Source organism: Caballeronia temeraria (genome assembly GCF_001544795.2).
In the GTDB taxonomy this organism is placed as follows: Bacteria; Pseudomonadota; Gammaproteobacteria; order Burkholderiales; family Burkholderiaceae; genus Caballeronia; species Caballeronia temeraria.
This window is the reverse complement of the sequence record NZ_FCOI02000004.1, coordinates 377,548-396,745: the sequence shown is the minus strand read 5'-3', so window position 1 is coordinate 396,745 and position 19,198 is coordinate 377,548. Positions and strand designations below refer to the sequence as shown.

General features: G+C 64.4%; 20 protein-coding genes. 10 read left to right on the top strand and 10 right to left on the bottom strand.

The features are described 5' to 3' along the window. Positions 1 to 14: 14 nt before the first annotated feature. From AWB76_RS09000 to AWB76_RS08985, 4 genes are all read right to left on the bottom strand, one after another. Positions 15 to 794: a DUF1295 domain-containing protein gene (locus AWB76_RS09000; protein ID WP_061159762.1), complete on the bottom strand. Its 780-nt coding sequence runs from the start codon at positions 792 to 794 to the stop codon at positions 15 to 17. Positions 795 to 959: 165 nt separating this feature from the next. Then, complete coding sequence (locus AWB76_RS08995; protein WP_061159761.1) at positions 960 to 1,688, bottom strand: anti-sigma factor; 729 nt, start codon at positions 1,686 to 1,688, stop codon at positions 960 to 962. After that, positions 1,685 to 2,290: a sigma-70 family RNA polymerase sigma factor gene (locus tag AWB76_RS08990; RefSeq protein ID WP_061159760.1), complete on the bottom strand. Its 606-nt coding sequence runs from the start codon at positions 2,288 to 2,290 to the stop codon at positions 1,685 to 1,687. The genes AWB76_RS08995 and AWB76_RS08990 overlap by 4 nt, the downstream gene beginning before the upstream one ends. Before the next feature lie 105 nt (positions 2,291 to 2,395). Then, on the bottom strand, positions 2,396 to 2,836 hold the full coding sequence (locus AWB76_RS08985; RefSeq protein ID WP_061159759.1) for an SET domain-containing protein: 441 nt from the start codon (positions 2,834 to 2,836) through the stop codon (positions 2,396 to 2,398). Positions 2,837 to 2,926: 90 nt separating this feature from the next. Here AWB76_RS08985 and AWB76_RS08980 point away from each other — a divergent pair, with 90 nt between their 5' ends. Then, the gene (locus AWB76_RS08980) at positions 2,927 to 3,130 is read left to right on the top strand and encodes a hypothetical protein (protein ID WP_061159758.1); all 204 of its coding nucleotides are present in this window, start codon (positions 2,927 to 2,929) and stop codon (positions 3,128 to 3,130) included. A 10-nt stretch (positions 3,131 to 3,140) separates the two neighbouring features. Here the strand turns inward: AWB76_RS08980 and AWB76_RS08975 are convergent, their stop codons facing one another. Next, positions 3,141 to 4,394, bottom strand: a complete 1,254-nt coding sequence (locus AWB76_RS08975; RefSeq protein WP_061159757.1) for an MFS transporter — start codon at positions 4,392 to 4,394, stop codon at positions 3,141 to 3,143. Positions 4,395 to 4,525: 131 nt separating this feature from the next. Between AWB76_RS08975 and AWB76_RS08970 the strand changes: the two genes are divergently transcribed. Further along, positions 4,526 to 5,398, top strand: coding sequence for a LysR family transcriptional regulator (locus tag AWB76_RS08970; protein ID WP_061159756.1), 873 nt, complete (start codon positions 4,526 to 4,528; stop codon positions 5,396 to 5,398). 8 nt (positions 5,399 to 5,406) lie between these two features. Here the strand turns inward: AWB76_RS08970 and AWB76_RS08965 are convergent, their stop codons facing one another. Beyond that, positions 5,407 to 5,685 (bottom strand): hypothetical protein, encoded by a 279-nt coding sequence (locus tag AWB76_RS08965; RefSeq protein ID WP_061159755.1) that lies wholly within the window; start codon positions 5,683 to 5,685, stop codon positions 5,407 to 5,409. A gap of 97 nt (positions 5,686 to 5,782) precedes the next feature. Here AWB76_RS08965 and AWB76_RS08960 point away from each other — a divergent pair, with 97 nt between their 5' ends. Continuing rightward, positions 5,783 to 7,171: an FAD-binding oxidoreductase gene (locus tag AWB76_RS08960; RefSeq protein WP_061159754.1), complete on the top strand. Its 1,389-nt coding sequence runs from the start codon at positions 5,783 to 5,785 to the stop codon at positions 7,169 to 7,171. Here AWB76_RS08960 and AWB76_RS08955 read toward each other — a convergent pair. Continuing rightward, positions 7,168 to 8,235 carry a DMT family transporter gene (locus tag AWB76_RS08955; protein ID WP_061159753.1) on the bottom strand — a complete coding sequence of 356 codons (1,068 nt, stop codon included), beginning with the start codon at positions 8,233 to 8,235 and terminating at the stop codon, positions 7,168 to 7,170. The two genes, AWB76_RS08960 and AWB76_RS08955, sit on opposite strands and share 4 nt — an antisense overlap. Before the next feature lie 152 nt (positions 8,236 to 8,387). Here AWB76_RS08955 and AWB76_RS08950 point away from each other — a divergent pair, with 152 nt between their 5' ends. Next, a complete protein-coding gene (locus tag AWB76_RS08950) occupies positions 8,388 to 8,678 on the top strand; it encodes a hypothetical protein (protein ID WP_061159752.1) in 291 nt (96 codons plus the stop codon). 76 nt (positions 8,679 to 8,754) lie between these two features. Continuing rightward, positions 8,755 to 9,093, top strand: a complete 339-nt coding sequence (locus tag AWB76_RS08945; RefSeq protein WP_061159751.1) for a cupin domain-containing protein — start codon at positions 8,755 to 8,757, stop codon at positions 9,091 to 9,093. On the opposite strand, the gene AWB76_RS08940 is transcribed toward AWB76_RS08945, so the two are convergent. Further along, the gene (locus AWB76_RS08940; RefSeq protein ID WP_061159750.1) at positions 9,090 to 9,992 is read right to left on the bottom strand and encodes a LysR family transcriptional regulator; all 903 of its coding nucleotides are present in this window, start codon (positions 9,990 to 9,992) and stop codon (positions 9,090 to 9,092) included. The two genes, AWB76_RS08945 and AWB76_RS08940, sit on opposite strands and share 4 nt — an antisense overlap. Positions 9,993 to 10,112: 120 nt before the next feature. Here AWB76_RS08940 and AWB76_RS08935 point away from each other — a divergent pair, with 120 nt between their 5' ends. The 4 genes from AWB76_RS08935 (at position 10,113) to AWB76_RS08920 (ending at position 14,076) form a co-directional block, all read left to right on the top strand. Beyond that, entirely contained in the window at positions 10,113 to 11,054 is a 942-nt protein-coding gene (locus AWB76_RS08935) for a hydroxymethylglutaryl-CoA lyase (RefSeq protein WP_061159749.1), read from the top strand. Between the two features lie 7 nt (positions 11,055 to 11,061). Continuing rightward, positions 11,062 to 12,210, top strand: coding sequence for a CaiB/BaiF CoA transferase family protein (locus AWB76_RS08930; protein WP_061159748.1), 1,149 nt, complete (start codon positions 11,062 to 11,064; stop codon positions 12,208 to 12,210). 59 nt (positions 12,211 to 12,269) lie between these two features. Then, a complete protein-coding gene (locus AWB76_RS08925; RefSeq protein ID WP_061159747.1) occupies positions 12,270 to 13,712 on the top strand; it encodes an MFS transporter in 1,443 nt (480 codons plus the stop codon). A 103-nt stretch (positions 13,713 to 13,815) separates the two neighbouring features. Continuing rightward, positions 13,816 to 14,076 (top strand): hypothetical protein, encoded by a 261-nt coding sequence (locus AWB76_RS08920; protein WP_061159746.1) that lies wholly within the window; start codon positions 13,816 to 13,818, stop codon positions 14,074 to 14,076. A gap of 71 nt (positions 14,077 to 14,147) precedes the next feature. Here the strand turns inward: AWB76_RS08920 and AWB76_RS08915 are convergent, their stop codons facing one another. Next, positions 14,148 to 14,528, bottom strand: a complete 381-nt coding sequence (locus AWB76_RS08915; protein ID WP_244173276.1) for a hypothetical protein — start codon at positions 14,526 to 14,528, stop codon at positions 14,148 to 14,150. Positions 14,529 to 15,331: 803 nt separating this feature from the next. Here AWB76_RS08915 and AWB76_RS08910 point away from each other — a divergent pair. Next, positions 15,332 to 16,489, top strand: coding sequence for a porin (locus AWB76_RS08910; protein WP_061159744.1), 1,158 nt, complete (start codon positions 15,332 to 15,334; stop codon positions 16,487 to 16,489). Between the two features lie 72 nt (positions 16,490 to 16,561). On the opposite strand, the gene AWB76_RS08905 is transcribed toward AWB76_RS08910, so the two are convergent. Continuing rightward, positions 16,562 to 18,952 (bottom strand): ATP-binding protein, encoded by a 2,391-nt coding sequence (locus AWB76_RS08905; RefSeq protein ID WP_061159743.1) that lies wholly within the window; start codon positions 18,950 to 18,952, stop codon positions 16,562 to 16,564. Between the last annotated feature and the right edge of the window lie 246 nt (positions 18,953 to 19,198).

The following is a 19,198-nucleotide window of genomic DNA, read 5'->3' as shown; positions in this document are numbered from 1 at the left end:
TGTCCTGGCTTTGTTCATGCGCGTTTGCGCGGCCACGGAATCAGCGCGCTCGTCGTGCGCATGTAGTCGCGGTAACCGTCGCGCGTATCGGCGAGATGCGCTTCTAGAATCGGAATGCCCGATACCTTCAGCAACAGCCACGCCATCAGCACGGGCGGCGCGAGCGTGGCCCAGTCCCACGGCATGTCGATCGACAGCACCGCATAGGCGACCCAATGCACGCACTCGAAGAAGTAATTCGGATGACGCGAATAGCGCCACCAGCCTTCGCGGCACACTTGTCCGCGATGCTCGGGATCGGCGACGAAGCGTTTCAGCTGCCGATCCGCAGCCGCTTCGCCCGCCACCGCGACGATCCAGACGACGACAAATCCCGCGATGCACAGCGGGCTCGCCTCATCGCGCGCATAGGCGGGAACGAAGAAGGCAATGGCGAGCAGCATCGAAATGAAGGCCTGCAACTGGAAGAAGCCGAACATGTTGCGCGCGGCGTGCTCGCCCCAGCGTTCGCGAAACGCGTGATAGCGCTTGTCTTCCGGCTTGCCGTGATTGCGGCGCCACAGATGCCACGCGAGCCTTGCGCCCCAGAGTGCGCCGCCCGCCGCGACGCACGCGCGATTGACCGTCGCGCCCGTCCCGCAAACGCCGATGAACAGCGCAGCCGCGCCGAGCGACGCGGCCCAGACCGGATCGACCATGCCGGCGTTTTCCGTGCGCAACTGCCAGAGCCACGCGGCGGCAAAGACCAGCACGAATCCAGCGGCAACGATGAAAATGGCGACGACGACAGGCATGGCAGCTCCGCGAACACGCGTTCACCGAGCAATACGGATGCCGAGCGCGAGCGGATGCAGCGAACGAAAAATGGACGGTTGCCGTGAGAAAGGCAAAACGCGATGCCGATGCCGTCGTCGCGTGCCCGGCGATCGACGGCGAACGGCCTGCAAAGACTGCAAACGTCAGGTCGTATGCATCTGACCGGTGGCGAGCACGGCGCCGGTCGGCGCGCCGGTCGGCGAACCGCCAGGCGGCTCGTCGGATACCGCGAGCACGGCCTGCGCGCTCAGTTGCGCGACGATCTCGGGCGGCAGCGTCATCGTCGCGGGACGATCGGCGGGGAAGACGCCGAGCGCGATCGGCTTCGCGTTCGGCGGGATGAGCCACAGTTCCGTCGCGCGGTTGGCGGGCAAGGTCACACGCGCGGCAGGCACGACGACCATGCGCGCGCGCCGCACATCGACGGTCGCGGTCCAGTGCACGAGGCCGTCCTTGCGGGCGATCGATGCGACCATGTATTCGCCGGGCACGGCTGCGGTCGTCGGCGCTTGCGCAGGTTGCCGAAGCAGTGTGAAGGTTACGCCGAGCAGGACGAGCGCGGCGACGCTCGCGCCGATCGTGAACCAGCGCCACATGTTCACGCTGTTCCACCAGCGTTCGCGGCTGCGCTGCGGCGTCAGGAAACCCAGATCGCGGCGGATGCGCGTCCATACGCGCTCGGGCGGCGCGATGGCGCGAATCTCTTCCGCGAGCGGCGCGACCCGTCGCTGCCAGTCATCGAGCGCGCGCTGCAACGCGGGATCGCGCGATACATCGGCTTCGAGCGCCGCGCGTTCGTGCGCGTCGAGCACGCCGAGCGCGTATTCGGCGCAGCGCAGATCGTCGTCGTCGTCGCGAGCGGGCGTGTTCATTGTTCGAGACAGGTCTTGAGTTGCATGAGGCTGCGGCGAATCCAGCTTTTCATCGTGCCGAGCGGCACGGCGAGCCGTTGCGCCAGCTCGTTATACGTCGCGCCCGTGAAGAACGCCTCGCGGATCGCGCTTTTCTGTTGCGGCTCCAGCTGGTCGAGACAGGATTCGAGCCGCCGCTTTTCCTCGCTCGATTCGGCCGCGACGGCGGGCGTCGGCGATTCATCGGCGATCTCGGGTGCATCGTTTTCGCCGAGCAGTTCCTCGCGATGCTGCCGCATGCGGTCGATCGTGCGATTGCGCCCGAGCGTGACGAGCCAGGTGATCGCGCTGCCGCGTGCCGGATCGAACGTATCGGCGCGACGCCATGCAGTGGCGAACACTTCCTGCAGAATGTCTTCGGCCTCGCCGCGATCACGGATCATGCGCACGATCACGCCGAACACGCGCGGCGACGTCTCGCGATACAGTTCGGCGAACGCCTGCTCATCGCCCTTTGCGACGCTCGCCAGCATCCGGTTGACGCGTTCGCGGCGCGCGCGGTCAGCGTCGCCGGAAGAGTCAGGATCGAAGTTTTCGGTGCCGCCGGAGTAGGTGTCCGTCATGGGCAGAAAGCATATCTCGCAAGGTGTCATCGCCGCGCAGCCCCACGTCCTGTACCGATGAAGATACGAACAGCGAGCCCGCGCGGATGCGGCTACGCGCGAACGTTACCTGCGCGACAGCATCGTACCGCGACAACTCGATGCAAGACAACGGCACGCATAGAGTCGCTTGAGCGCCGCGGTGCGCCGGCCATCGACGGTCAAGCAATAGTCGATGAACAACTCCTGGCCTTTCCCGATCGGCCGGATCGCGCGGATGAACACGCGCTCGCCGTCCTGCTCGGCTTCGCAGTTCGGCGCGCAGCTGTGATTCAGCCAGCGCGCGGAATTGCCGCCGCGCGCGCCGTCGATGACAGTGCCGTCGTCGAGACCGAAGAGAAAGGTATGACCATCTTCCGCAGCCGATTTCGCGTGGATGCGCTGCGCTTCCTTCCACGACAGGCGCTCTCCCTTGTACTCGAGCAGCAGCGAACCCGTGGGCAGATCGGCGAGAGCGAAAACGCCCCGGCCATGAACGGGCGAAGTCCGGACAGTGATTCGACGCATGGTGTGGCGAGCCGCAGTGTGGAGGTTGAATATTTGAGGGATGGCGTGAGCATCGTTATGATGTGGCCGTCATAAATCGTTGTCACGTCCATGCCCGCAGTTTCTCCCCGCAAGAGCAGGAAGCGCAAGCCACTACGCGGCTCGCTTGCGCGATATCGCAACAGGATCGTCGAAGTGCTCGGGGAGGCGCGCGGCCAGCGCGTGATGATACGGTCGATTCATGACGACGGCGTGGAGCGGCGCACGGCCGTGAAGTGGGTCAATTTGCTGCCGCTGGAGACAGAACTGTTCTAGCTCGAAGGCGCTATTGAATCCCGCGTTTGCGGACGATGCGCGCAACGACCACGAGACAGATCGCGAGCAGAACAGCGACATAAACCACGACGGCGGGCCAACCGCCGTGCTGCCAGAACGATCCGCCGATCGACCCGAGCACGCTCGATCCGACGTAGTACGCGAGCAGATACAGCGATGCCGCGTGGCCTTTCGCGCTGCCTGCCAGTTGACCGACCCATCCGCTCGCGACCGAGTGCGTGACGAAGAAGCCGATCGTCACGAGCACGATGCCGACGATGACCATCGCGAGCGATGCGCAAAGCGTCAACGCAAGACCGACGGCGAACAGCAGCACGCCGCTGACGAGGACGGGCGCGCGCCCGAGCCGGTCGGCCAGCGCGCCGGCGGTCGACGACGACACCATCCCGAACAGGTACGCCCCGAAAATCAGCCCGCATGCCGTGGCGCTCAGATTGAACGGCGGCGCGATGAGCCGGAATCCCGCGTAGTTGTAGACCGTCACGAATGCGCCCATCGCGAGGAAGCCGATCGCGAAGACGAGCGGCAGCAGACCGTGCAGCAACTGCGCTTTCCAGAGCTGGACATGGTGTCGAAGCGTGAGGTCGGTGCGTTTGACGAAGCGTCGCGATGGCGGCAGCAGCATCACGAATGCGACGGCCGCGATCAGATCGATGACGCCGATCGTCGACATGGCCGCGCGCCACGAGAAATACTCTTCGAGCGCGCTCATGCCGATCCGCCCGATCATGCCGCCGAAAGCCGTGCCGCCGACATAGAGGCCCATCGACAAGCCGAGCCCTTCTGCCGCGATCTCTTCGGCGAGATACGCCATCGCGATCGCGGGCACGCCGCCGAGCGCGAAGCCTTCGAGCGCGCGCCACACGAGCATCGAATCCCAGTTCGGCGCGCTCGCGGCGAGCAGGTTGAACAATGCCGCCGATGTCATCGATGCGAACATCAGCCCACGCCGCCCGACGCGCTCGGACAACGCGCCCGCGCACAGAATCGACACTGCGAGCAATCCGGTCGAAACCGACAGTGACAGCGAACTCGCCGCCGCGCCGATACCGAATTCCTGCGTGAAAGCCGGAAGCAGCGGCTGGACGCAGTAGAGCAGGGAAAACGTCGAAAAGCCCGCGAGAAAGAGCGCGAACGCGATGCGCCGGTAGGCGGCCGAACTGGGGGAGACGCCGCTCGGAAGCTCGCGTGCCGCAGCGGCCCGTGGATGGGTCGATGAAGGGGAAATCGAAGGGGAGGACATGGCGTCGCCGGTTGATGAAGTAGCGGATTCATTCTTGCCAATGCGCGCTCATATGTCCAATATATGAAAGTGTGCCCAGCGATATGTTTTAACACTGGCTTCGTCGATCATCGGACAAGGAAAGCAGGGAAATGGAGCTTCGGCATTTGCGTTACTTTCTGGCGGTGGCCGAGACGGCCAACTTCACGAAGGCCGCCGAGCTGCTCGGCATCGGCCAGCCGCCGCTCAGCCAGCAAGTGAAGGCGCTGGAACAGGAACTCGATGTCGTGTTGTTCAAGCGCACCGCGCGCGGCGCTGAACTGACGTTGGCAGGACGCGTGTTCGCCGACGAAGCCCGCCGCGTGCTCGACGACGCACAGCGCGCTGCGCGAGCGGCGCAACGCGCGGCGCGCGGTGAAACGGGACATTTGCGCGTCGGTTTTACGGGCACGGCCGCGTTCAACGAGCGCGTGTCCGGGCTGATCCGCAAATTTCGCGAAGCGTTTCCCGATGCCGAATTGACGCTGCACGAAGCCGCATCCGGCGTGCTGCTCGACGAGATCGAAGCGGGACAGCTCGACGTCGCCATCGTTCGTCCGGAGCGGCGCGTGGCCGATGTCGTCGAACAGCACGACTGGGACGATGAACCGATGCTCGTCGCCTTGCCCGTCGGTCATCCGCTGGCGTCGCGGCGCCGAGTCGAACTCGCGGAACTCGTGGACGAGCCTTTCGTGCAAGTGCCTCGCGTAGCGGGCGGCACGCTGTTCGACGACATCGTTGCCGCATGCGCCGCAGCCGGCTTCGAGCCGCGACTCGCGCAACCCGCGCCGCAGATGGCGTCGGCGGTGACGCTCGTGGCGGCGGGACTCGGCATCTCCATCGTGCCGAAAGCGATCACGCAGGTGCGTGTGGCGGGCGTGGTCTATCGCCCGCTCGTCGCGCGTGGCCTGCGTGCGCGGCTCGCGCTGGCGTCGCGGCGCGACGATCCATCGGCGGTGGTGCGCAATTTTCTCGCGCTGGCGTGACGCGACGCTCAGTCCGGCATCAGCCCGCGCGCCTGTTCGAGCAACGCGGCCGCGGCGAGATATTCCTTGCGGCCCGCCATCGTGAGCGCGGCGATCGCCGTGTCCTTGAAAAGCTCGTCGTTCGATGTAACGACCGCGCCCGATCCGCCGATTCGCCCCCGTCGCAGCCGATAAAACGCCAGCATGTCGAACGCCTGCGTGCGCACGTCCGCGTCCGCGCCCGCCGCGACGAGTTCCGCCGCGCTGTTCAACTGCGCGAGCGCGCTTTCATAGTCTGCTCGTTCCATCGTCGCGTTTCTCCCGAATGGCCGCCGATAATTCTCGCGCGTTTTGGTACAAACTATCGCATCCGATACCAAACCGAAACAACGACGGAGACGACACATGGCAGTAACCGAAGCGGTAATGGCATTGCGCGAAACGCTCGGCGCACAGGTCGTGGCGCTGCCCGACGAATTCGGCGACCGGCGCGTCGCGGACTGGAGCGGTTTGCCCGGCGCGACGCCGCTCGCGATCGTCCGTCCGCGCAACACGGACGAGGTCGCGCAGGCGCTCGCGATCTGCTCGAAACACAAGCAGCCGGTCGTCACGCAAGGCGGCCTCACGGGACTCGTCGGCGGCGCGAATCTGCTCGGCGGCGAAGTGGCGCTGAGTCTCGATCGCATGAACCGCATCGTCGAGATCGACGAAATTTCCGCGACGATGACCGTCGAAGCCGGCACGCCGCTGCAAGTCGTGCAGGAAGCGGCGAGCGCGGCGGGCTTCTACTTTCCGCTCGATCTGGGCGCGCGCGGCAGTTGCTCCATCGGCGGCAATCTCGCGACGAACGCGGGCGGCAACCGCGTCATCAAGTACGGGATGATGCGCGATCAGGTGCTCGGCGTCGAAGCGGTGCTCGCGAGCGGCGAGATCATCGGCGGGCTGAACAAGATGATCAAGAACAACAGCGGCTACGATCTGCGGCATCTGCTGATCGGCAGCGAAGGCACGCTCGCGGTGATCACGCGCGTCGTGCTGCGGCTGCGTCCGAAGCCCACGGCGACCGCGACCGCGTGGTGCGGTGTGCCCGATTTTGCCTCGGTGACCACGTTGCTGACGCGCGCGCAGGCGGGCCTCGCGCCGGGCGTGTCCGCGTTCGAAGTGATGTGGGCCGGTTATCACGATACGGTCATCGCGAATCTGAAGAATCTGCGCGCGCCGTTGGCCGATGCGCATCCGTTCTACGTGCTGCTGGAAAGCGTTGGCACCGACCCGGCGCGGCACGGCGAGGCGTTCGAGGAGTTTCTCGGCGGCATGCTCGAAGCGGGCATCGTGACGGACGCGGCGATTGCATCGAACGAAGCGCACGCGCGCGATTTCTGGGCGATCCGCGACGCGCCCGGCGAATACGACCGCTTCATCCCGAACTACGCGGCGTACGACGTGAGCTTTTCCATCGCGCAAGTCGGCGATGCGGCCGCGCAGTGCGAAGCGCGTCTGCGCGCGCGCTGGCCCGGCGCGATCGTGATGACTTACGGGCATCTCGGCGACGGCAACATTCACATCGTGGTGGATCTTCCGGGCCGCGGAAAACAGGATCACGACGATGTCGACGCCGTCATCTATGACGTCACGCGCGAATTCGAAGGCTCGATTTCGGCGGAGCACGGCATCGGGCTGAAGAAGCGCGACTATCTGCACCTCGCGCGCCGCGAAACCGATATCGCGGCGATGCGGGCGATCAAGGCATCGCTCGATCCGCACGGGCTGCTCAATCCCGGCAAGGTGTTCTAGCCGCGCTTGTGCGAATGCCGGTGATGAATGTCGGGAAAATGCGCGTGCGAATGCGTGATCGGCAGATGCACGTGCGGATGCGTGTGCGGTTCATCGCCGGAGTACGGAAAGTCGTGCGTATGCCGATGATGCTCGTCGTGCACATGCCGATGCGTATGGTCCAGCCGCTCGTGCGTGTGCTCGTGCTCGTGCCGCTCGCGCACGTGCAGCCATACGCCGAGCGCCATCAGCGCGGCGGCGATCCAGAACGGCGCGTCCGGCGCTTGCGGCCACATCGCGAGGGAAAGCGCGACGCCGAATACCGGCGCGACCGAGAAATACGCGCCCGTGCGCGCCGTTCCCAAGTGGCGTAACGCGATCACGAACAGCACGAGGCTCACGCCGTAGCCGCCGAAGCCGGTCGTCATCGCGCCGATGACGATGTGCGGCGCGGGCAGATGCGCGCCCATCGCGAGCGCGATGCCGAGATTCGTCGCGCCCGCGGCGAGTCCCTTCGCGCAGGCGATGATCATTGCATCGGCGGTCGAGATCTTGCGCGTCAGATTGTTGTCGATGGCCCAGCAGAGGCACGCGAGCGCGATCAGAACCGCGCCGGTCGTGGCGTGGGTTGCGCCCGGTTGCGCGCCCGGTTCCCATGCAAGCACGACGCCGCCCGCGACGATCGCGGCCATGCCGAGAAACACGGACACATCGACGTTCTCCCGGAACACGATCCACGCGATCGCCGCCGTCAGCACACCTTCGAGGTTGAGCAGAAGCGAGCTGGTCGCGGCGGGCGTGCTCGTCAGACCGAGCATCAGCAGCGCGGGTCCGGCGACGCCGCCGAACGCGATCGCGCCGAGCAACCATGCCAGTTCGCGCGTGCCGATGCCTTTGCCCACCGAGCGCCAGTATCTGCGGCCGAGCAGGATCGCGCCCAAGCCGACGCCGCTGCCGAGATAGAACAGGCCCGCGACCATGAACGGCGGCATCGGGCCGAGCAGGGCTTTGGCGATCGGCGTGGTCGCGCCGAAGAGCGCGGCGGCGGTGAGCGCGATGAGAATCGCGGTGAAACGGCTTTGCATGGACGGACTGGCAGACGAGCGGCGATGTCCCGAAAGTGTAGTCCACACCGATTCCACCGACGATTCGCCGCCCGCCGCGCGCTCATTTTCTGCTCATTTTCGCCGCGCAGAATGCCTCCATCGACAAACAACTGCAGCGCTGGAGACGAGACATGAAGAAGATCCGATACGCGATCGTGGCGGCCAAATTGACGTTCGGTCTGGTGACGATCGCGCAGGCGCATCCGTTCATCGGCGTGGGCATCACGGGCGGGCCGGTGTTTCCGGTCGAGTCGAGCGCCCAGAGTGCGCCGCCGCTGCCCGTCTTTGCGCGCGCCACGGACTCCGGCCCCGCGCCGCTGCCGCTCGACGCGCCGCCGGTGCGGTACGCGGAGCCGGCCATCGGCAATCTCTCGGCGATCATGGGGCAGCCGAATGTCACGAGTCTGCAAAGCGGCGTCTGAGGCTTGAGAATTGCGCTCACATCGAAGTCAAAAGGATTCGTTTGTGCCGTCTCGCACGCCGCGCTAGCCTGAGAGCATGAAAAACATAATCGATTACGCCGCCATCGCCGATGCCGCGCGCGACGGCTACATGAACCGCGTCATCTCGAACGTCAACGATCACGACGTCCATATCAGCGTGATGGACGCGCCGTATCCGTGGCACGTTCACCCGAACTCCGACGAAACCTTCATCTCGGTCGAAGGCACGCTCGTCATCGAGTTCGAGGAGGGCGCCGTCGAACTGCGTGCCGGGCAATTGCTCACCGTGCCCGCCGGCAAGCCGCATTGCACGCGGCCGGGCGGCGCGCGGTCGGTGAATCTGACCATCGAGAAAAAGGACACGGACACCGTGTTCCGCGACGCGCCGGACTAGCGCGCCGCACGCGTTTCCAGATGCTCGACGAGCCGCCGCGCGGCGGGCTGCAACGCGTCGAAATCACGAAAGCACACGACGAAGCGGCGCTTCGCGAACGCATCGGAAAGCGGGATGGCTTCGATGCCGAGCGCCTGCCGATACGTCCCCGCGACTTCCATTGGCACGACGCTGATGCCCAGACCCGCCGCGACGACGCGAAACGCGGCGTCGAAGCTCGACACGATCACGCGATACGACATCGATTTGCCCGCCTGCGCCGCCGCGCGTTGCAGCATCGTGTGCACGGCGGTCGCGGGCGGCAGACCGACGTGCTCGAATGCCAGCGAATCCTCGAAGCTCACCGATTGCCGCTTCGCGAGCGGATGATCGGCCGGCACCGCGAGCGCGAGCCGGTCATGCCGATACGCGCGATGTTGCAGCCCGCGCAGATCCACGCTGTCCCAGCACACGCCGACGGACGCCACGCCTTCGCGCAACTGCCGCACGAGATCGTTCGACAGCCGCTCTTCCACGTCGACCTTGATGTTCTTGTTGGCCGGCTCGCGCATGAACGACGCGATGTCGTCCAGCAACGCCTCCGCAATCGCCGATGCCGACGCGCAAATGCTCACGCGCCCCATCAGGCCGCCGCCGAACGCGGCGACATCGTTGGCGATGCGTTCCATCGTGAAGAGCACGTTGCGCGCGTGTTCGAGCAGCGCGATGCCCGCGGGCGTGGGTTCGACGCCGCGCCGCGAGCGCGACAACAGCGGCACGCCGAGCGACGTCTCCAGTTGCGCGATGCGCTTGCTGATCGCGGACGGTTCGATATGCGATTCCTGCGCCGCGCGCGCAATGTTCTGGTGCTCGCAGACTGTCACGAAGAGACGCAGCGTTTTCAGGTCGATATCGCGCATGGGTTGGCTAATCCTCTGACGTTCCGAACGGGAAGCATGAGCCTTCCAAATTACCGCTTTTAGGGCATTTGCGGAATCTCTAAAGTCGAATCCATACACACAAGATCTGGAGACGAAGCCATGCCCGCGTTCCCGAAGAACGCCGTAATCCGCGAAGTCGGCCTGCGCGACGGCCTGCAAAGCATTCGCACGATCATGCCGACCGAGCGCAAGATCGAATGGATCGGCGCTGCCTACGCCGCCGGTCAGCGCGAAATCGAAGTCGGTTCGTTCGTGCCCGCGCGCCTTCTGCCGCAACTCGCCGATACCGCCGAACTGGTCGCCTACGCGAAGACGCTGCCGGGCCTGCTGGTCTCGGTGCTCGTGCCGAATCTGAAGGGCGCGGAGCGCGCCATCGACACGCACGCGGATCTGATGCTCGTGCCGCTTTCCGCGAGCCGCGCGCACAGTCTCGCGAATCTGCGAAAGACGCCGGAAGAAGTCGTCGATGAAGTCGCGCGCATGCGGGCCGCGCGCGATGCGGCGGGCGCGAAGACCCTGATCGAAGGCGGCATCGGCACGGCGTTCGGCTGCACGATCCAGGGCCGCGTCGATCATGCCGACGTGCTCCGCTACATGCAGGCGCTGCTCGATGCGGGCGCGGACCGCGTGAGCATCGCCGATACGGTCGGTTACGCCAGTCCTCGTGCGGTGCGCGAGCTTTTCGAGAAAGCGCGCGCGATCGCGGGCGAGCGCTTCTGGTGCGGCCACTTTCACGACACGCGCGGCCTCGCGCTCGCCAATGTCTGCGCCGCGCTCGACACCGGCGTCGCGCGCTTCGATGCAACGCTCGCGGGCATCGGCGGCTGTCCGCATGCGCCGGGTGCGAGCGGCAATGCGTCGAGCGAAGACATGGCGTTCATGCTCGCCGATATGGGCGTCGACACCGGCATCGACATGTCTGCCTTGCTGGCGCTACGCGCGACACTCGCAAGCTGGCTCGACGGCGAAACGCTGCACGGCGCGCTCGCGCTCGCGGGCTTGCCGGTCACTTTTGAATCGAACACTGCAATCGAAGCCTGAGGACGATATGAGTCATTCAACCCTGCCGCTCGAAGGCGTGCGCGTGATCGAATTCACGCATATGGTGATGGGCCCGACCTGCGGCATGATCCTCGCGGATCTCGGCGCCGAAGTCATCAAGATCGAGCCGCCCGGCGGCGACAAGACGCGCGATCTGCCGGGTCTCGGCATCGGCTTCTTCCGCTCGTTCAATCGCAACAAGAAGAGCGTCGTCATCGACATCAACACGGCGCAAGGGCGCGAAAGCGCGCTCGAGCTGATCGGCGAATGCGACGTGCTGCTCGAAAACTTCCGTCCCGGTCTGATGGCGAAGTTCGGCCTCGACTACGACACGCTGTCGAAAGTGCATCCGGCACTGATCTACGTGTCGCACAAAGGCTTTTTGCCGGGACCGTACGAAAAGCGTCTCGCACTCGATGAAGTCGTCCAGATGATGGGCGGCCTCGCCTACATGACCGGCCCGGCGGGCAGACCGCTGCGCGCGGGAACGTCGGTGAACGACATCATGGGCGGCATGTTCGGCGCGATTGGCGTGCTGGCCGCGCTGCGCGAACGCGATCTCACCGGGCGCGGCCAGGAAGTGCAGAGCGCGCTTTTCGAGAACTGCGTGTTTCTTTCCGCGCAGCACATGCAGCAATACGCGATGACGCATGAAGCGCCGCCGCCGATGCCCTCGCGCGTATCGGCATGGAGCGTGTACGACGTATTCACGCTGGCCGAAGGCGAGCAGTTGTTTATCGGCGCGGTGAGCGACAAGCAATTCGTCACGCTTTGCGACGTGCTCGAACGTCCCGATCTCGCGCAGGCACCCGAGTTCGCGACGAACGCGATGCGCGTCGCGGTGCGGCCGCACTTGCTCGCGCGGCTCGGCGAGATTCTCGCGGATCATCGCGCGGACGAGCTTGCGCCGAAGCTCGAAGCGGCCGGCATTCCGTACGCGCCGATCATGCGCCCGGAGCAATTGCTCGACGATCCGCATCTGAAGGCGAGCGGCGGCCTCGTGCCGATGCAAACCGACGACGGCGGCACCACCGACGTCGTCCTGCTCCCGCTCACGATGGGCGGACGCCGCCCGGGCGTGCGGCAACCGCTTGCGCGCGTCGGCGAGCATACGGACGAAGTGCTCGGACGGCTGACCAAACGCATCACGGCATGAAGCATCGCGGCAGGCGCACATAAAAAACACGCGCCGTCGCTCACTCAGGAGACAGGACAATGCAGCCCACCTTCAGCGCGGTCGCCGAGCCGCTCGCTTCGCCCGACGTTCGCGTCGCCACGACGCCCGGCGCGCAAATCTCCGCGCGCATGGATCGACTGCCGATCACGCGGCATCTGTGGATGCTCGTGCTACTCATCTCGCTCGGCGGCTTCTTCGAAATCTACGATCTGATCTTCACCGGCTACATCGCGCCGGGCATGGCGAAGAGCGGCCTTCTGCAGACGACCACGCACGCGTTCTTCGGCTTCACCGGTATCGCTGGGTTCATCGCGGCGACGTTCGCGGGACTGTTCATCGGCACGTTCTTCTTCGGCTGGCTGCCGGACCGTTACGGGCGGCGCAGCGTGTTCACGTTCTCGCTGCTGTGGTACTCGATCGGCTCGGCGATCATGGCGTTCCAGACGACGCCCGAAGGCGTGATCTTCTGGCGCTTCGTGACGGGCATCGGCGTGGGTATCGAAATCATCACCATCGACAGTTACGTGACCGAGCTCGTGCCGCAACACATGCGCGGCCGCGCGATGGCCTTCAACCAGATGGTGATGTTCGCGGCGGCGCCCGTCGCGGCGCTGCTGTCCTACTGGCTCGTGCCGGAAACGGTGTTCGGGCTCGACGGCTGGCGCGTCGTCGTGCTCGCGGGATCGGTCGGCGCGGTGATCGTGTGGTTCATCCGGCGCGCGGTGCCGGAAAGCCCGCGCTGGCTCGCGATGCACGGCCGGCACGAAGAAAGCGAGCGCGTCGTGGGCGATATCGAACGCGTGGTCGAGCGCGAGTCCGGCGCCGCGCTGCCGCCGCCCGCGACTGTCGTCGAGCAGCCGGCGCATCGGCGGGCATCGCTGAAAGAAGAGTTGTTCGTCGCGCCGTATCGCTCGCGCCTCATCATGCTCATCGTCTTCAACTTCTGTCAGGCGATCGGCTATTACGGTTTCGCCAACTGGGTGCCGACGCTGCTCATCGGCCAGGGCATCACCGTGACGAAGAGCCTGCTGTACTCGTTCATCATCGCGTGCGCCTTGCCCATCGGGCCGCTCCTTGCGATGTTCTACGCCGACCGCATCCAGCGGAAGTATCTGATCGTCGTCGGCGCGCTCGTGGTGATCGCAAGCGGTCTCGCGTTCGGGCAGATCAAATCGCCCGCCGCGCTCATCGCGCTCGGCGTGCTGATCTCGCTGGCGGGGCAGACCATCTCCGTGTGCTATCACGCGTATCAGACCGAGCTTTTTCCGACGGCCGTGCGCTGCCGTGCGAGCGGCATCGTCTACTCGGCGAGCCGCGCGGGCGCGATGATGTCGGGCTTCATCATCGCTTCGCTGCTGAAGGATTTCGGCGTGCCGGGCGTGTTCACCGGCATCACGGTGTGCATGCTGCTCGTCGTGGTGGCGATCGGTCTCTTCGGACCGAAGACCAACGGGCTGCGGCTGGAGGAACTGAATCACTGAAGATGCGCACGCGGCGTGTCCGGTCGCGGGTACGTCTCGTGCTGCGAGCATCCAAAGTCCACGGCGCGCCCCTTGCGCCGTCCGAACGTGGCGGGGTGCTCCGATGATACGGTCGTACAACCACAAGGGTTACGTGCTCGAAGTCGCGATCGAAACGAGCAGCAGGCTCGTGCCGCCGCCCGGAGAGATCCGCTATCTCGCGATCGTGACCATCAGCCGGTCGGGGCGGCCGGTCACCGCGTTTTCGCCGCTGTGCATGGGGAGCGCGCGCTATTCGAGTTTCGCGTCCGCCGAAGATGCGCTGATGAGCGCGCACACAGCCGCACGCATTTTCGTCGATGAATGGGTGCAGGCGCCTTCGTGATGTCGTGCTGCGGGACGATGACGAAGCTAGCCGTCTTCGTCATGCGATTCGTCGTGTGATCCCGCACCGGATCAGGCGGCGACGCGGCGGGTCTGCTGGCCTTCCTGGGCGTCCGCGGCGGAATCGAGCGCTTTATCGAGTAATGCGAGTTTTCGCTGAAGCGATGCCACGCGCTGGCTTTGCGACGGAACGAGATCGTATTCCGCGTCCAGTTGTGCGACTCGCATGTCCCAATAATGAGCCGGCAGACGATCGGAAGCCGTGCTGCCTTCGACGAAGCTCGCCAGAATCATCTCGAGATGCTTGAGCTCGCCTTCCGCGAGTTGAGCGGGCCGTCGCTGTCGAAATGCGGGGACGGTCGTTGCATGGGCACTTCTTTTCATGTCGCTGGTTCCGGCTAGATTTACAGAGACCTCCATTAAAGCAATCAATGTTCCGGGCAGGCGATTCAAGTCGATTCATTTTGTTTCGAAATGAAACGCCACGATCGCCTTTACCCGCCAGCAGCCATCGCAAACGTTTGCCAGACGGTTACAATTTATGAAGAACTAACCCTCTAATTTCCGAAGTCAGGGACGATGGCCGTAAGTTCGCCTACGCTCCGATGCGCAAATACCGGGCAAAATTTTCAAAAGTAGCGGGATGTTCGAAGAAACATAGCGCAAATCGCGTTTAAATGCGAGTCGTTTCGATAGAAAAAATCTCACAGATCGCGACAGGAAATTGAAAGAAACCTCGGAAAATCTGGCGGATGTTTCGGGTAACTGAGTGATTTTAACCGGATAAAGCAGGAGGGATTTTAAACGGCGTGCGGCGGCTTACTCGAAGTATTCGAGTACCGCGAATATAGACATGTTAAAACGGAGCGGTCTCCTCTCGCGAAACCGCTCCGTGTCCTCGGAATGTCTACTCGGAATCCTTTAGACGAAGACAAGCTTAACAAATCGAATCCGCCGATATAAACCTCACGCGGCGCAATGGACTTCTCCAGAATGCGCAGTAATAGCGTCGTCGATATGCAACAGCGGTTTCATCGTCATGAGGGCTGAGTCGGCGCTAAACGCCTGTCCTTAAACGAATATGAAGCGTTGCATAGGCCAATTCACAGAATCGGCAAATGATTATTGCGCGTGATACGCGGACACATTCAAGGGTCCGTCGCATAAAGTGTGTCCCAGTTTCCGAGGGGCAAGCGGCCATCGATATGGCCATCAAACCCCAGGAAGCTTTCGCATTAACAGGACACTAGAGAACCATGAAAAAAACCCTTCTCATCGCGGGCATCCTCGGCACATTCGCAGCAGCAGCCCACGCGCAGAGCAGCGTCACTTTGTACGGCGCGCTGGATGCAGGTCTCGTCTATACGAACAACGCCGGCGGCCATAACAACTGGCAGCAAGGCAGCGGTTCGGTTTCCGATACTTACTTCGGTCTGAAAGGCAGCGAAGATCTGGGCGGCGGGTTGCATGCGCTCTTCAAGCTGGAGAGCGGCTTCAACCTCAATAACGGCCGCTATACCGAAAGCAGCACGATGTTCAATCGCCAGGCGTATGTCGGCCTTCAGCACGATCAGTTCGGCACGGTCACGCTCGGCCGCCAATATGATTCGATGGTCGATTATCTGTCGCCGCTCGCCGAAGCCGGCGCGGGTTACGGCAATAACCTGACCGCGCATCCGTTCGACAACGACAATCTCGACCACTCGTTCTCGATCAAAAACTCGGTCAAGTATCAGAGCGCGAATTACGCAGGCTTCAAGTTCGGCGGCCTGTACGGCTTCTCGAACGACGCAGGCCAGTTCGCGAACAACCGCGCATGGAGCGCCGGCGCGTCGTACTCCACCGGCCCGCTGAACTTCGCCGCGGCTTATTTGCAGACGAACAACTCGCGCAACAGCGCGAACACGGGCGGCGCGGTGTCGGCAGGTCAGGGCAACAACGCCAATCTGACGGCCGAGCTGCAACGCACGTTCGGCGCGGGCCTGAACTACACGTACGGTCCGGCGACGGTCGGCTTCGTGTGGACCAACACGCACTACGACAACCTGCTCGCCGCATCGCAAGGCGGCACGACGTTGGCGCTGCCGGGCAACACGAACCTGCACATGAACAACTTCGAGCTGAACGGCCGTTACCTCGTGACGCCGGCGTTGAGCCTCGACGCCGCGTACACGTACACGGACGGCAAGGTGACGGGCGCGAACGGCTCGGGCGATCCGAAGTGGCATACGGTTTCGCTGCAGGCGGACTACTCGCTGTCGAAGCGCACCGACGTGTATGTCGAAGGCGTGTACCAGCACGCGTCGGGCGAGCTGGGCAATGCGGGCGCCAACGTGGCGATGATCAACACGCTGTCGCCGTCGTCGACGCAGAATCAGGTCGCCGCGACCGTGGGCCTGCGTCACCGCTTCTAAGCGCAGCGTCGTAAAAAGAAACGGCCGCGATCGACGAGATCGCGGCCGTTTTTCATTGCGCGTGACGTCGCGCTATTTCTTCTCCTGCTCCGAACGCCTGACGAGCTTGTCGATGTCGTGCCCCGCGCCGCCCGTGCCCGCGGCAAGCCGCGCCAGCGCGGTCGCGGCCGTATCGCGACGCACGCCGCTTTCGGGGCGGAACTGCTTGGGCAGCGCCATATAGAAGGTCGCGCCGCGATCCGGCGTGCCTTCGGCCCATGCCTTGCCGCCATGCCGTTCGATGATGCGCCGCACGTTCGCGAGGCCGATGCCCGTGCCGTCGAACTTTTCGTTGACGTGCAGACGCTGGAACACGCCGAAGAGCTTGTCGACATAGCGCATGTCGAAGCCCACGCCGTTGTCGCGCACGAAATAGACGACGTGCCCGATCATCTCGCCGGCGCCCTCGTGCGCGCTGACTTCGATCACCGGCTGCTCGCGCAGCGCGCTGAACTTCACCGCGTTCGACATGACGTTCGCGAACGCCACATGCAGAAAGACGTGATCCGCTTCGATGGGCGGCAGCGCATCCACTTGCCATCGCACGCGCGCGGAGGCGTGTTCGTCGATATCGTTCTGAATCACCGTATGCACGAGCGCGTGGACATCGACCCGATGCGGACGCAGCGCCGCGCGGCCGAGTTGCGCGAACGACAGCAGATCGTCGACGAGACGGCCGCCGAAACGCGCCGACGTCACGATGCGCTCCAGATAGCCGCGCCCGCGCTCCGACAGCTTCTCGCCGTCCATCTGCTTCAGCAGGTCCGCGAAGCTCACGATATGCCGCAGCGGCGCGCGCAGATCGTGCGACACCGTGTACGAAAAGCCTTCGAGCTCGTGATTCGCGCGCCCGAGTTCGGTGGCGAGCTGCGCGATTTCCTCCGCGCGCCGCAACACGATGCCGAGCACCGCCGCGCGAAATTCCAGCGCGATCTCGCGTTCGGCGGGCCGCCACGGCAGCGAGCGATTGCGCACGACATCGGTCCACGTATCGAAGCTCACACGCGGCGAAAGCGACTCGGCGAGGCCCGTGAGCTTCGCGCGCGGATCGCCCGCCCATTCGATCGTCTGCACGACTTCGCGGCGAAACCAGATCACGTAGTTGCGATAAATCTTCGAGATCGACACCGCGAGAAAGCCCGCGACTTCCTGCGAGTCGGCAAGCGCGGGGCAGTCCTGCGAGGCGCGGTCCGACAGCACGACGTCCTCGCTCTGATTGTCGAGCCAGTCGACGAGCGCCGTCACGTTGTGCGCCGATGGCGTCACGCCGACGAGCGACGTGCGGCCTTCGAAGATCACCGCCGCGCCGGACGAGCGCGTGAAGCCGAGCAGATCGGTTGCATCGCTGACGAGCGCTTCGACGAAGCTGTCCGTGTTCGCCATCGACGAGAGCAGCTTCGAAAGCATGCGGCGCAGTTCGAGCCGGTAATGCGCTTCGGCCTGCGTTTCGCGCGCTTCGATTTGCAGCGAGACGATCTGCGCGACGTGCTCGCACGCCGTGCGCACTTCGAACGGCGGCAGGCGCGGCGTCGCGTGATGACAGGAGATGAGGCCCCAGAGCTTGTCGTCGACGAGAATCGACATCGACATGGAAGCGAGCGTGCCCATGTTGCGCATATATTGCAGATGCACGGGCGACACGCTGCGCAAGGACGCGTAGGTGAGATCGGTCGGGCGGCCGGTCTCCGGATGCAGCGCGGGCACGAGCGGCGCGGCTTCGTAATCGGCGTTCGAAATGAGCCGGATGCGGTTCTTGCGATACAGTTCGCGCGCCTGCGCCGGAATGTCCGACGCCGGAAAGTGCTGGTTCAGATACGACGGATAGCCCGGCTCGACCGCTTCGGCGAGCACGTTGCCGTTGCCTTCGCCGTCGAACTGATAGACGAGCGTTCGTCCGAATCCGGTGATGCGCGCGATCTCGTTCGCGGCGAACCGGCAGATCTGCTCGACGGTGCGCATCGATTGCACGTCGGTGACGAAGGAGCGCACGAGCGGATACATCGTCGAGAAGACGTCGGCGGTGTCGCGCGCCGGCTCCACTTCGACGAACAGCAAGCCGTCATGCCGATGCACGACGATCGCGACGGGTCCGCCCGGCGTCCAGCCATCGAGCACGACATTGCCGACATGGATCGTCGCGCCATCGCGCGCAAGCTGCCTGAGTCCGGCGCTCGCGCGCTCGGCGGCGTGCTGGCCGAGCACCGTCGAGAGCGCGCGGCCGAGACACGCATCCGGCGTGATATGCGCGAGCTGCTCGAGATTGGCGCTCACCTGCATGATGTGACAGTGCGCGTCGACGCTGAAGAGCACGCCGTGAGGCTGAATGCCGCCGGGAATGTGAATCGGCTCGCGCGCGCATTGCGCGTAGACCGACGCGTCCAGCGAGTCGCTGCCGGTGATCGCTGCGTTGGAGGTTTTGTCCATCCTCGTCCTGATAGTGCGGTTTCGGCGGAACGTCGCGCCGATCATCCCTGCATCATAGATGCGTTGAGCGGTCGGAAGATAGGATCGCTTTGCGCGATGACATGCATCGTGTGTCCGTGCGGAGTTTTCTACTGGCTGCGCGAAGTGCGTCATGTCATTTCTACGCGCGAGACCGCTAACAGGCACGACGCAAGCATCTTTGTTTCGTGATGCATCATGAGCGCGCCCGCCGCATGAAACGTTCCG